The sequence below is a fragment of the Streptomyces sp. NPDC058469 genome, assembly GCF_042721125.1.
GTDB lineage: Bacteria > Actinomycetota > Actinomycetes > Streptomycetales > Streptomycetaceae > Streptomyces.
In genome coordinates this window covers 12,649-24,866 of the sequence record NZ_JBHXME010000001.1, presented here as the reverse complement: position 1 = coordinate 24,866, position 12,218 = coordinate 12,649, and the positions used below count along the sequence as shown (strand labels likewise).

The 12,218-nt window shown below is 70.0% G+C and carries 12 protein-coding genes; 5 read left to right on the top strand and 7 right to left on the bottom strand.

The window, feature by feature from the left end:
* Positions 1-31: 31 nt before the first annotated feature.
* Complete coding sequence (locus ACFWP5_RS00100) at positions 32-1,018, top strand: anti-sigma factor RsbA family regulatory protein (protein WP_384148222.1); 987 nt, start codon at positions 32-34, stop codon at positions 1,016-1,018.
* A gap of 143 nt (positions 1,019-1,161) precedes the next feature.
* Positions 1,162-1,920 (top strand): ATP-binding protein, encoded by a 759-nt coding sequence (locus ACFWP5_RS00095; RefSeq protein WP_384148220.1) that lies wholly within the window; start codon positions 1,162-1,164, stop codon positions 1,918-1,920.
* Positions 1,921-1,932: 12 nt separating this feature from the next.
* On the opposite strand, the gene ACFWP5_RS00090 is transcribed toward ACFWP5_RS00095, so the two are convergent.
* Genes ACFWP5_RS00090 through ACFWP5_RS00080 form a run of 3 tightly spaced genes read right to left on the bottom strand, consistent with a single transcriptional unit; the run spans position 1,933 to position 3,904 of the window.
* The gene (locus tag ACFWP5_RS00090) at positions 1,933-2,628 is read right to left on the bottom strand and encodes a phosphatase PAP2 family protein (RefSeq protein WP_384148218.1); all 696 of its coding nucleotides are present in this window, start codon (positions 2,626-2,628) and stop codon (positions 1,933-1,935) included.
* Positions 2,625-3,227, bottom strand: a complete 603-nt coding sequence (locus tag ACFWP5_RS00085; RefSeq protein ID WP_384148627.1) for a phosphatase PAP2 family protein — start codon at positions 3,225-3,227, stop codon at positions 2,625-2,627. The genes ACFWP5_RS00090 and ACFWP5_RS00085 overlap by 4 nt, the downstream gene beginning before the upstream one ends.
* Positions 3,227-3,904 carry a DedA family protein gene (locus tag ACFWP5_RS00080; protein ID WP_384148216.1) on the bottom strand — a complete coding sequence of 226 codons (678 nt, stop codon included), beginning with the start codon at positions 3,902-3,904 and terminating at the stop codon, positions 3,227-3,229. Before ACFWP5_RS00080 ends, ACFWP5_RS00085 begins: the two co-directional genes overlap by 1 nt.
* Before the next feature lie 223 nt (positions 3,905-4,127).
* Between ACFWP5_RS00080 and efeU the strand changes: the two genes are divergently transcribed.
* From efeU to ACFWP5_RS00065, 3 genes are all read left to right on the top strand, one after another.
* Positions 4,128-6,158, top strand: coding sequence for an iron uptake transporter permease EfeU (gene efeU / locus ACFWP5_RS00075; protein WP_384148214.1), 2,031 nt, complete (start codon positions 4,128-4,130; stop codon positions 6,156-6,158).
* Positions 6,159-6,250: 92 nt separating this feature from the next.
* Positions 6,251-7,522, top strand: coding sequence for an iron uptake transporter deferrochelatase/peroxidase subunit (efeB, locus tag ACFWP5_RS00070; RefSeq protein WP_384148625.1), 1,272 nt, complete (start codon positions 6,251-6,253; stop codon positions 7,520-7,522).
* 159 nt (positions 7,523-7,681) lie between these two features.
* Complete coding sequence (locus ACFWP5_RS00065) at positions 7,682-8,842, top strand: HoxN/HupN/NixA family nickel/cobalt transporter (RefSeq protein WP_384148212.1); 1,161 nt, start codon at positions 7,682-7,684, stop codon at positions 8,840-8,842.
* A gap of 3 nt (positions 8,843-8,845) precedes the next feature.
* On the opposite strand, the gene ACFWP5_RS00060 is transcribed toward ACFWP5_RS00065, so the two are convergent.
* Genes ACFWP5_RS00060 through ACFWP5_RS00045 form a run of 4 tightly spaced genes read right to left on the bottom strand, consistent with a single transcriptional unit; the run spans position 8,846 to position 12,023 of the window.
* Complete coding sequence (locus ACFWP5_RS00060; protein WP_384148210.1) at positions 8,846-9,196, bottom strand: hypothetical protein; 351 nt, start codon at positions 9,194-9,196, stop codon at positions 8,846-8,848.
* 3 nt (positions 9,197-9,199) lie between these two features.
* Positions 9,200-9,565 (bottom strand): hypothetical protein, encoded by a 366-nt coding sequence (locus ACFWP5_RS00055; RefSeq protein ID WP_384148208.1) that lies wholly within the window; start codon positions 9,563-9,565, stop codon positions 9,200-9,202.
* Positions 9,566-9,580: 15 nt separating this feature from the next.
* Positions 9,581-10,540, bottom strand: a complete 960-nt coding sequence (locus ACFWP5_RS00050) for a hypothetical protein (RefSeq protein WP_384148206.1) — start codon at positions 10,538-10,540, stop codon at positions 9,581-9,583.
* Between the two features lie 10 nt (positions 10,541-10,550).
* Entirely contained in the window at positions 10,551-12,023 is a 1,473-nt protein-coding gene (locus tag ACFWP5_RS00045) for an APC family permease (RefSeq protein WP_384148204.1), read from the bottom strand.
* Between the last annotated feature and the right edge of the window lie 195 nt (positions 12,024-12,218).

Sequence of the window (12,218 nt, the reverse complement as noted above, 5' to 3'; positions counted from 1 at the left end):
CCGTGAACCGAACGAGAAGGAAGGCAGACCGATGGAACACGGAGAACACACAACGCCCACCCCGTCCATCCCACCCGTGAAGCACCACGCCGGCATCCACTCGTCCGACGAGGAGTTCCTGGCGGTGGTGGCGCCGTTCCTCAGGGAGGGCATCGTCGCCGAGGACGAACCGGACCCGGTGGTCATCACCACCCCGCGCAAACTGGACCTGCTGCGGGACGCGCTCGGCCCGGACGCCCGTCAGGTTGACTTCCGCGACTCCGCGCGGTGGTACCGCGGAAGTCCCGCGAACAGCATGGCCACCGCCCTCGACTACTACGTCACGCACGCGAGCCCCGAGGGCCTTCTCCACATGACCGGCGAGCCTGTCTGGGACGGCCGTTCGCCGCGCCAGATCCCCGAGTGGAAGCGGTACGAGGCACTGGCCACCGAGCTCTTCACCGGCGCCCCGCCCGACCTGATGTGCCTGTACGACACCCGTACCGCCCCGCCGGACGTCGTCGACGCCGCCCGGCACACCCACCCGACGGAACTCAACCGGCACGGCATTCAGCCCAGTTCGCTCTTCACGGAGCCCGCCGTCTACGCGACCCAGGGCCTCGGCCCGCTGCCCGCACCGCCGCAGGACGCGGTCGGCGTCGGCCTCGACGGGGACCTGACCGCCGGCCACCGGTTCGCGGCGGACCAGGCACGGGCGCGCGGCATGGCACCCGACGAGGCCGCCCGCTTCGGGCAGGCCGTGTCCGGTGCCACGCGCTACGCGGCATCCCAGGGCTGCGACCGCGCACACCTGCGGCTGTGGTCGACCCGGCAGCGCATCATCTGCGAACTGCGCACCCCGCGCGGCCGTATCACCGACCCGTTCCTCGGCTTCCGGCCGCCGGGCCCTGAAGCGCGGCCGGAGGACGGGCTCTGGGACACCCGCCAGGTCTGCGAGTTCGTGGACATGAGGTCCGGCGACGAGGCGAAGGAGGGGTGGACCATCCGTATGGAGACGGCCCTCGTATCGGCGGGTTGACGAACCGGCCCGCGGATTCGGGTAGTTCCCCCCGCGCCTCGAAGGGCACGGTGGACGCATGGTGGATACGAGGCCGAGTCTGTTGGCGGACGCGGCCTCGCACAGCGCGAGCCGAACGCCCAAGGGGCCGAAGGGAAACGACCATGCCGAACGACCGTCCACGCGGCCTGCCGGCCGTGGGCGATGGCTGCACCACGATCCTGGGCCCGGGAAAGTCCTCGGTCCGCCAGGCCAGGGAACTCGTCCGCAAGCGGCTGGCCGAGTACGGCCTCCAGGACCTGGTGGACATCGCCGAACTGCTGGTCAGCGAACTCGCCACCAACGCGGTCGTGCACGCGGGTGGCCGCTACCGGCTCACCCTGTCCCTGGGCGTCGACACGCTGCGCTGCGAGGTGGCGGACGAGCGGCGGCACCTTCCCCGACCGCCGCACCGGCAGGCCGAGCGCGAAGACGACCTCGACATCGACCCCGACAGCGAGAACGGCCGCGGACTGTTCCTGGTCGACGCACTCGCCCACCGCTGGGGCAGCCGCCTCGTCGAGGAGGGCAAAGAGGTCTGGTTCGAGCTGGAGCTCGACGCACCGGACAGCACGGGTGACGCGGCAGAGGTGGACGTACACCTTCCGGTACCGGCCCGGCCACGACCCCAGGAACCGCACGGCTGCACCGAGTTGCGTCACGAGCGGGCGGACCACCACTACAGCCCCGACGCCGACCGCACCGAAGACTTCGGACTGCTCGGCCGCACCGAAGACCTTGGACCGCTCTGCTGTTCCGCAAACCTGGGGCGCCTCGGCCGGCACCGCCCACGGCGTCCGGTATCCGGCGCGGCGTCCGGTCGCCCCATGGTTCGGCGGCGGCCCCGTTTCCGCTTGAGCACGTCTACCTGCGAGCACGTCTAGCAGTGCGCACCTCTACCGGTGGGTCCGCTCCCGTGCCGGGCCGGCCGGATCCGCCCCGTCGGCCATCAGCCGTGCCGGTAGCCACCAGGCCGCCGCACACAGGCACACCCCGAGCCAGCCGACCGCGAACAGCCAGCCGCCGACGACATCCGTGAACCAGTGCACGCCCAGATACACCCGGGTCAGTCCGACCAGTACGCCCCAGCAGCCGACGGCCAGGCAGAGCGGGGTTCTCCCGTGCGGGGCGCGCACGCATATCGCGAGGATCACCAGTCCGGCGGTGAGCGCCGCCGTGGTGGTGTGCCCCGAGGGGAAGGACCAGCCCGAGGCGTGTCCGGCCCAGTCGCTCAGCGCCGGGCGGGGGCGCGCGATCAGGGTCATCACGCCGTAGCGCAGGCCCTGGCCGGCGGCGAGGCAGGCCGGGGCCAGGGTCGCGGCGAGGAGGCGTTGGTGTGCGGTGCGGCCGGTGAGGATTCCGGCGAGGACGACGAGGGCGTACGGGATGACGCCCGTGCCGGTCGCGGTCAGGCCCCGGGCCACCGCCAGGGCTATGTCCGGGCGGTGGGCGACGGACCAGGACAGCGCGTCCTCGTCCCCGAACAGCGGAGCGCCCTCGTGGCCGATCACGACCATGCTCAGCACACCGAACGCGGTCCAGGCGCCGAGGCCCGCGCTGCCCGCGAGTTCGGAGATTTCCTTGCGGTTCATGACGTCAGCAGCGGTCGCAGCCGGGTGGCCGTGATCCGCCGGGCCAGGGAGTCCGGCCGCCGTTGCAGCAGCGCCATCGCGCCGAGCGCCAGGAGCGCGCCGACCGCCACGCCCGCCACGACGTCGTGCGGATAGTGGGCCCCGACCCACACTCGGGAGACCGCCATCGCGAGCGCGGCCACGGCGGCGACCGCACCGAGCCGGCGGGAGACGAAGAACAGGGCGACCGCCGCCGCCGCGGCGATCGTCGCGTGGTTGCTGGGGAAGGACCAGTCGCCCTGCGCCGGACACGCCTCCAGCGTGGCCACCCGCAGACTCTGGCAGGGTCTGCTCTCCCGCACCGCCGACTTGAGCAGCGAGTCGATGCCGTACGCGGCCACCACGACCACCGGCACGGCCAGCGCCGTCACCGCCGCCTCGGCACCGACCCGGCGCGCCCGCCACCAGCCGACGACCATCAGCACGGCGAACACCACCAGCCCGTACGTCGACCACGCCGACACCGCGCCGTCCAGCCAACCGGGCGCGTGCTGAGCGGAGTTGACCACATCCGTGTAGGCCTCGCCGTCGATCGACGACCCCTGGAACGCGACGAGGATCATCCGCGCACCTCCCCGGCCCTCGCCGCCCGAGCGGCCCTGCGGGAGCGGAGCACCTCGATGGCGAGGGGGAGCAGCGACACGACCACGATCAGGGCGACCATGGGCAGCAGGTACTTGTCGACGTTCGGGATCGAGGAACCCAGCGCGTACCCGGCGAGCGTCAGGCCCAGGCTCCACACCAGGCCGCCGGCCACCTGCCACACGGTGAACGTCCGGACGGGCACCCCGAGAGCGCCCGCCATCGGGTTCAGGACCGTCCGCACCACGGGCACGAAGCGGGCCAGTACGACCGCCTTCGCGTAGCCGTACCGCTCCAGCAACTCCTCGGCGCGTTGGGCGCCTTCGCGCAGGCGGGCCGAGCGGCTGCGGGCGAGCAGCGCGCCGCCCGCCTTCCGGCCGAGTAGATACCCGCACTGCGCCCCGGCGAGCGCGCCCACCGCCGCCGCGATCAACAGGGGCGGCAACGACAGCTTGACGGCTCTGTCGGCGCCGCCGGTGCACAACAGTCCCGCCGTGAACAGCAGCGAGTCGCCGGGCAGGAAGAACCCGATCAGCAGCCCCGTCTCGGCGAACATCACCACGCCGACACCCAGCACACCGAAGGCGGCCAGCAGTGACTTGGCGTCCAGCACGTTCACGGCGAGCTGGGACGCCAGGTCCAAGGGTGTGGTCATCGTTGTGAGCCCCTTCGCCGAACGGTCGGGTGCCTCGTACGACACCCATCTTTGACTACAAATCTGTAGACGGTCTACTCAACTGTAGACGAAAACCGCGAGGGGAAAGTTCCGCACCTTTGCCCGGTCGTTGCCACTTCATGACCGACCGACTACACGCATGTAGTCATGATGGTCCGCGAAGTAAGGCATGCCTGCACTAACCCAGGAGGGGCCGCACCCAATGTGGGACGACGCGTTTCCGAGCTTTCTGATCGGGCTGCGGGAGGGGCTGGAGGCGGGACTCATCGTCTCGATCCTGGTCGCCACCCTCGTCCGCGCCGATGCCAAGTCCCGGCTGCCGCAGGTGTGGACGGGCGTCCTGGCCGCGATCGCCCTCGCGCTGAGCTTCGGCGCGGTGCTCACGTTCACGGCGGCGAACCTCTCCGCCACAGCCCAGGAGGCCTTCGGCGGTGTCCTCAGTGTGATCGCCGTCGCGTTCGTCACCGCGATGGTGTTCTGGATGCGGCGCTCGGCCCGTACCTTCTCGGGCGAGATCAGGGAGAAGGTGACCGGCGCGCTCACGATGGGCGCCGGAATGCTGATGCTCACCTCGTTCCTCGCGGTGGGCCGCGAGGGTCTGGAGACGGCCCTGTTCCTGTGGACCACGGCCCGCGCGGCCGGCGAGTCCGCCGGTCCCCTGGCAGGCGCCGGCATCGGTCTCGTCCTCGCGGCGGCCCTGTGCTGGGGCCTGTACCGCCGGGTCCTCAGGATCAACCTGACGAAGTTCTTCACCGCCACCGGCGTCGTCCTCATCGTCATCGCGGCCGGCGTCCTCGGCTACGGGCTCCGCGACCTCCAGGAAGGCCGCGTCCTCCCCGGCCACACCGCCTACGCCTTCGACCTAAGCGGCAGCGTCGACGCCGGCTCCTGGTACGGCACTCTCATCCAGGGCGTGTTCAACCTGATGCCCACGATGACCTGGCTTCAAGTAGTCGGCTACGTCGGCTATTTGGCGGTCGTGATGCCTCTGTTCGTGCGCGGTGTAAGGACGAGAACGCCCGAACCCCTGCCCGCGATGGCCGAGTTGAGCGAGTCGTCCCCGTCGCCGCGCCGCCGCCCCGTCTGGGTCGTCCCGGTCGCCGTGGTCGCCGTACCGGCGGTCGTGGCCGGGCTCGTCGTCGCCTTCGCCCGCCCCAAGCCCGCGAGTTCGGAGACGGTGGCCGTCTCCGAGACGGAGTGCGGCAAGGGCTTCACCGCGCCCGACACCGGCCGGCAGACCTTCCAGATGCACAACACCGGCGACAAGACCGCCGAGGTGTACCTGATCGACCCGGCCACCAACGCGGTCTACGGCGAGGTCGAGGGCCTCGCTCCCGGCACCACCCGGGACCTGGTCGCCACCGTCGCGGGCGGCTCGTACGCCTGGCGCTGTGTGCCCACCGGCGCGAAGGTCGTCACCTCCGCCACGGTCCACGTCAGCGGCGGGGGAGGAGCGGTGAAGGCGGTCGTCCCCGTCTCCGCGAACGACCTCGCCGCACCCCTCAAGTCCTACAAGGTGTACGTCGATCAGGGCCTGGCCACCCTCGTCACCCAGACCCGGCAGCTCAGCGACGACATCGCCGGCAACCACCTCGCCAAGGCGCGCACCGACTGGCTGACCGCGCACCGTACGTACTCCTCCCTCGGCGCGGCCTACGGCACCTTCGAGGACTTCGACCAGAAGATCAACGGCAGGGCCGACGGGCTAGGCGGCGGAGTCCGGAACAAGGACTTCGCGGGCTTCCACCGCCTCGAGTACGGGCTCTGGCACGGGCAGTCGGCGGGCGAGTTGAAGGTGCCCGCGCAGCAACTCGCCCTCGCGGTCGTGGGGTTGCGGAAGGCGTTCCCGACCCAGGACTTCGATCCCGGTGACCTGCCGCTGCGGGCCCACGAAATCCTGGAGAACGCCCTGCAGTTCGAGCTGACCGGCGACACGGACGAGGGCAGCGGCACCAACCTCGCGACCGTCGACAGCAACCTCGTCGGCACCCGCGAGCTGCTCACCGTACTCACGCCGCTTCTCACCAAGGAGTCCCCCAAGCTGCTCACCGGCGTCGACGCCGACATCGCCCGGCTGCAGAAACTGCTCGACTCGGCGCACCGGGGCGGCAGTTGGACGCCCGTCGAGCAGCTAGACCAAGCGACCCGGGCCCGACTCGACGGCGCCACCGGGCAGTTGCTGGAGGACCTGGCACCGGTGCCGGACCTGCTGGAGATCAGGAAGTCGGCCTGATGAGCACCGGGAACACGCAGGGCGCCGACAATGCGCGCGGCACCGAGAACACCCGCAGTACCCAGAACACCCGTAGTGAAGGGAACCGTCCGATGCTGTCTGCCGAAACCCCGGGCTGCCCGGCCGGAGCCGGTCGCCGTTCCTTCGTCCGGACGGCGCTCGGTGCCGGGGCCGCCGGAGCGGTGCTGGCAGGTGGGGCGTTCGCACTCACCGAGACCGGTGGTACGGCTCAGGCGCAGGCCGCGGACACCGCGAACGCCGCCAACGTGCCCTTCCACGGCGCCCACCAGGCCGGCATCCTCACCCCCGCCCCGGCCGCCGCGACCTTCGTCTCCCTCGACGTGATCGCCGACAACCGCGCCGAACTGGCCGACCTGCTGCGCACGATCACCGAACGGGCCCGCTTCCTCACCTCCGGCGGCACCCCCGCCGACCTCGGCGTCGGCGCGCCGCCCGCCGACAACGGCATCCTCGGACCGGACGTCCCCGCCGACGCCCTCACGGTCACCGTGGGTGTGGGCGCCTCCCTCTTCGACGACCGCTACGGCCTCGCCAAGGCCAAACCGCGCCGGCTGACCCCGATGAAGACGTTCCCGAACGACAACCTGCGCGCCGCCGAGTGCCACGGCGACCTGTCGCTCCAGGTGTGCGGCGCGCGCCAGGACACGGTGCTGCACGCGTTGCGCGACATCGCCCGGCACACCCGCGGCGGCATGCAGATCAAGTGGCGCATCGACGGCTTCCAGAACACCCCGCGCCCCACCGGCACCCAGCGCAACCTGCTCGGCTTCAAGGACGGCATAGCCAACCCGGATGTGGCGTCCACCCGCGAGACCGACCGGCTGATCTGGGTCGGCGACGGACAGGACGAGCCGGCCTGGGCGAGCGGCGGCAGCTACCAGGTGATCCGGATCATCCGCATGCTGGTCGAGTTCTGGGACCGGGTCTCGCTCAACGAACAGGAGCTGATGTTCGGCCGCCGCAAGGACACCGGCGCCCCGCTGGACGGCGCCCAGGAGACGGACATCCCGCGCTACGCCAAGGACCCCAAGGGCACGGCGATCCCGCTCGACGCCCATATCCGCCTCGCCAACCCGCGCACCGCGGCCACCGACACCTCGCGCATCCTGCGCCGCGGCTACAACTACGACCGGGGCGTCGACGCCATAGGCAACCTCGACATGGGCCTGGTCTTCTGCTGCTACCAGCAGGACGTGCGCCGACAGTTCGAGGCGACCCAGACCCGGCTGATCGACGAACCCCTCGTCGACTACATCTCTCCAACAGGCGGCGGCTACTTCTATGCGCTGCCGGGTGCGAAGGACGCCAAGGACTGGCTCGGCAGGGGTTTGATGGCGTCCTGACCAGGGATTTTTCCTTCCTTTGAGCAAAACCTGCCGTGGTCTTTGCCGACCGTTACTGCGAATGGGTTGCAGGTACGGGAGGATGGCACGAGGTTGAGCGCGGCAACCGCGTAGCCATGCTCACGCCCGTACCTGTACCCGGCAGAAAGACCCTCCTCGATGACGGCCGCCCCTGAATCCACTTCGACCCTCCCTGTCACGGCCGGGGCGAAGCCCTCGGTCTGGTACCGCGTCCGTACGTCCATGACGCGCCAGGAGTGGACCCGGGTCGGCGGGATGGCCGCGTTCGTGCTGGGGCTGCATGTGATCGGCTGGTTCACGCTCGTGTGGATCGTGGCGCCGGGGCACTACAGCGTCGGCGAGAAGTCCTTCGGCATAGGCATGGGTGTGACCGCGTACACGCTCGGCATGCGGCACGCGTTCGACGCGGACCACATCGCGGCGATCGACAACACCACGCGAAAGCTGATGAGCGAGGGGCAGCGGCCGCTGTCGGTGGGCTTCTGGTTCTCGCTCGGCCACTCCAGCATCGTCTTCGGCCTGACCCTTCTGCTCTCCCTCGGCGTCAAGGCCCTGGCCAACCCGGTCCGCGACGACAACTCCCAACTGCACGACGTCACCGGCCTGATCGGTACGACCGTCTCGGGCACGTTCCTCTACGTCATCGCGGGCATCAACCTCGTCATCATGGCCGGCATCTGGAAGGTGTTCCGCCAGATGCGCTCCGGGCACTACGACGAGGCCGCGCTGGAGGAGCAGTTGAACAACCGCGGCTTCATGAACCGCATCCTCGGCCGCTTCATGAAGTCGATCACCAAGTCCTGGCAGATGTACCCGCTGGGCCTGCTGTTCGGCCTCGGCTTCGACACGGCGACGGAGATCGCGCTGCTGGTGCTCGCGGGTTCCGGCGCAGCGTCCGGCCTGCCCTGGTACGCGATCCTGTGCCTGCCGGTCCTCTTCGCCGCCGGTATGTCGCTGCTCGACACGATCGACGGCACGTTCATGAACTTCGCCTACGGCTGGGCCTTCTCCAAGCCGGTCCGCAAGGTCTACTACAACCTCACGATCACCGGCCTGTCCGTCGCCGTCGCCCTGATCATCGGCACGGTCGAACTCCTGGGCCTGTTCGCCGAGAAGCTCGACCTCCACGGCTTCTTCTGGGACTGGGTCGCGGGCCTCGACCTCAACATCATCGGCTTCCTCATCGTCGGCCTGTTCTTCGCGACCTGGATCGTGGCCCTGCTGGTCTGGAAGTTCGGCCGCATCGAGGACAAGTGGACAGCGAGCCTGGCCCAACCGGCGGAACAGCCCGCGGAGTAGCCACTATTCAGCGGTGAGCTCCGCGAGCTGCTCGGCGGCGGTGACATTGCCTCCGGCGGCGAGACGACGCAGTTCGTCCAGGTCGTCGAGCTCGGTGGCGGTTTCGATGAGCTGATCGGTCGCGGTCGCACTGCCGGCATCGGCAAGCCGCCGCAGCTCGGCCAAGTCGCCCTGCTCGGCAGCGAGTTGAACAAGCTCGTCGACGGCGTCCGAACTGCCCCGCTCGGCAAGCCGGCGCAGCTCAGTCAAGTCCCCGAACTCAGCGGCAAGTTGCACCAGCTCGTCAACGGCGTCCACGTCGCCGCCCTCGACCCGCTCGCGCAGGGCGGCCAGCTCGGAATCGGTATCAGTCATGACCTACGACCTCCTGGCGCGGGCAGCTTTCCGCTGGCCCTGAGTTGATCGCGATGGGCGTGCCGTGCGCCCCTGAGCGCGACCATCTTCCTCCAGTGCGGTGCGTCGCGCTGGTGGTGCGTCGGTGAACAGGGCCGGTTCCTCACGGAACAGGGCCGCGTGCTCCGGGTGGATCGCGGAGTCGACGTTCTGCGGCTGCCGACTCGTCGGATCGAGCCCGACCCGGTCCACCCGCTCACCGGTGGCCCGCGTCCGCCGCGCCATCCGATAGCCCTCCAGCAGCTTGGCCGCACCGGTGACGGCACGTCGACTGGCCGGCAGGGCCTCGTTCAGTTCGTCGATCGTCTGCCGCGGCGGGCCGAGGGTCACGCCCCCCAGGTCGCCTCACGGCCGAACCCCCAACTCCTTCCGCCACTTGACGATCTGCTTCTCCGCATCCCCGGTGTACGACCAAGGAGTCGTCGTCGCCCGGCGTCCCATCATCCCCAGTACCGCCGCCGAGATGTCCTTCGTGCCCGCGTAACAGGCCGCGTGGGCGAGGTAGTTGAGGTCGCGGAGTTCACCGGGTGGGAAGGGGCCGTCCTCGCGGGCGGTGATCCAGCGTTGCCAGGTGCGGCGTACGTCGCTGACGGCGCCGTCGTGGGTCCAGTGCTGGCCGAGGCCCACCGCCGCCTGGTGGCCCTTCGCCGCGTCGAGGGCGTAGCGGTACTCCTCGACGCGGGCGTACTGCACCAGGACCGGCAGTGTGCAGCCGGGCGGTGCGACGCCCGCCGCGTCGCGGGCGAAGTCGTACATGAGGCCGTGGCTGCCGTGCCAGCGGGAGGAGTAGTAGTGGAGGACCTGGAGGTGGCCCTCGACGCTGTAGGGGTCGCGCCGGTGCAACTCGTCCCACCAGCGGGCGAGTTCCTGCCGGCGTACCCCCGACGGATAGAGGCGTGCCACGGAGATCAGGGAGATCCAGGGCGTGGGGTCGTCCGGGTACGCCTCCGAGGCCTGGAGGCAGGCCATGACGGCGCCGTCGATACGGTTCCGGTCGATGGGCACGCCCCGGCCCGCGGAGATGGCCACGTTGAACGCCCGGGCCGTCTCCGTCGCCGCCCGCAGGGTGAGCGCGTCGCCGCTGTGGGGCTCGGCGGCCAGCCATGACTCGACCGTGGAACTGCTCGCGCAGGACTGCGCGAGCGTCCGGATCCGGTGGCCCCGGCCGAGCCAGTGCGCGCCGGTGTTCCGCAGCAGGTCCCGCAGGCCCTGCCAGCGGCCGATGACGATGTCGTGGCGTGCCGAACTGAGGGGCGCGTCCCCGCAGTCGGGGTCGAAGTCGGGGGTGTAGCGGTCTCGCGCCATCGGGTGCCCCTCAGAAGTCGGTCGGGAGACCCTGATGGACCCGGGACTGTTCGGGCACGAAGTCGTCCGGGACGTAGTCCGTCTCGACGGTGTGCGTCGCGTCGAGGCGCGAGGGGCGGTAGTAGTCGCTGCCCTGCTTCCAGTACCAGAGCATCGGGACCAGGCCCACGGCCAGTCCGCCGATGCCGATGGCGATCGCCGCATTGCTCAGGTCGCCGAGCGACTCGACGAAGATCCAGAACATGAACAGGGCGCCGAACAGCGGCCACAGCCCGCCGAAGAGGAAGTTCGCCGCCGACTTGAACAGCATCTTGCGGTAGGCGACGACCACCGCGAGGCCCGCCAGGCCGTAGTACACGGCGATCTGCAGACCGATCGCCGAGATCGCGTCGGAGAGGATCTCGCCCACCGAACCGAGCGCGTTCGAGGCGATGAACATCACCAGCGCCACCCCGCCGACCACGGTGATCGCCACCCAGGGCGTGTTCCAGGTGCGGTGCACCCTGCCCAGCGCGGCCGGCATCGTACGGTCGCGGCCCATCGCGAACAGCGAACGCGTGACCTGGATGAGGGTGGTCTCCAGGGTGGCGATGGTCGACAGCATCACCGACACGATGAGCAACTTGCCGCCCCAGCCCGGCCACAGCTCGTCGCCGAGCACGGCCAGCACGTTGGCGTCGTTGTTCTCGATCTGCCGCGAGGTCAGGATGATGTTCACCGCGATGGTGAACACCTCGAAGAGCAGGAAGACGATGCCGACGCCGATCAGGCCCGCGAGTCCGGTCGTACGACGGCTGTTGCGGGTCTCCTCGCTGAGGTTGCTGGTGACGTCCCAGCCCCAGTAGTAGAACGCGGCGATGAGCGCGCCCGACGCGAAGCCGGACACCCCGTCGAAGTGGCTGAAGCCCAGCCAGGACCAGTCGAAGGCGCGGGCGTTGTCGGTGTGGACGAGGGCGAACACCGCGAACAGTGCCAGAATCCCCAACTCGACGCCGGACATGAGGAGTTGGGCCCGGACCGTGAGCCGGGCCCCGCCGAGCACCACCAGCAGCATGATCACGAACCAGGCGGCGCCGACCACCGTCGACAACGCCGTGTTGTCCGCGAGGCCCTGGTCGAACAGGGACAGCGTCATCGACCCGGCGGGCAGTGACCCGGCGACCATGAAGATGGTCGCGGAGACCACCAGGGCCCAGCCGCTGATGAAGCCCAGAAAGGGGTGCAGGGTGCGGCCCACCCAGGAGTAACTGGCCCCCGCGTTCACGTCGATACGGCCGAGATAGCTGAACGCCAGCGCGATGCCCAGCATCGGTATCGCGCAGTAGAGGAGCGCCGCCGGACTGGCCAGCCCCACCGCGCCGACCAGCACCGCCGTGGTCGCGGCCAGCGAGTACGCCGGGGCGCTGCCCGCGACGGCCATCACCACGGTGTCGAACGTACCGAGGGCGTTGGCCTGCAGCCCTCTGCCCCTGTTGTTGCTCATGGATGCGCTGCTTTCCGTCTTGCACGACGTGGGGGGTTGCGCGAACCGGCCCCGGACCCGGAGAGGGATGGCCTCGGGTCAGTGGCCGGTCGGAACAACGAAAAGGGAATGGTGGATACCCGTTGAACCGCTGCGTCGGCGGACGGTCACACCGTGTGTGGGTGTGATGATAGCCGTACCCATTGGCCTTTCAAG

Coding starts and splice junctions, on each gene's coding strand:
- ACFWP5_RS00100 (WP_384148222.1), top strand. CDS start 32: ATGGAACACGGAGAACACACAACGCCCACCCCGTCCATCCCACCCGTG.
- ACFWP5_RS00095 (WP_384148220.1), top strand. CDS start 1,162: ATGCCGAACGACCGTCCACGCGGCCTGCCGGCCGTGGGCGATGGCTGC.
- ACFWP5_RS00090 (WP_384148218.1), bottom strand. CDS start 2,628: ATGAACCGCAAGGAAATCTCCGAACTCGCGGGCAGCGCGGGCCTCGGC.
- ACFWP5_RS00080 (WP_384148216.1), bottom strand. CDS start 3,904: ATGACCACACCCTTGGACCTGGCGTCCCAGCTCGCCGTGAACGTGCTG.
- efeU (WP_384148214.1), top strand. CDS start 4,128: ATGTGGGACGACGCGTTTCCGAGCTTTCTGATCGGGCTGCGGGAGGGG.
- efeB (WP_384148625.1), top strand. CDS start 6,251: ATGCTGTCTGCCGAAACCCCGGGCTGCCCGGCCGGAGCCGGTCGCCGT.
- ACFWP5_RS00065 (WP_384148212.1), top strand. CDS start 7,682: ATGACGGCCGCCCCTGAATCCACTTCGACCCTCCCTGTCACGGCCGGG.
- ACFWP5_RS00060 (WP_384148210.1), bottom strand. CDS start 9,196: ATGACTGATACCGATTCCGAGCTGGCCGCCCTGCGCGAGCGGGTCGAG.
- ACFWP5_RS00050 (WP_384148206.1), bottom strand. CDS start 10,540: ATGGCGCGAGACCGCTACACCCCCGACTTCGACCCCGACTGCGGGGAC.
- ACFWP5_RS00045 (WP_384148204.1), bottom strand. CDS start 12,023: ATGAGCAACAACAGGGGCAGAGGGCTGCAGGCCAACGCCCTCGGTACG.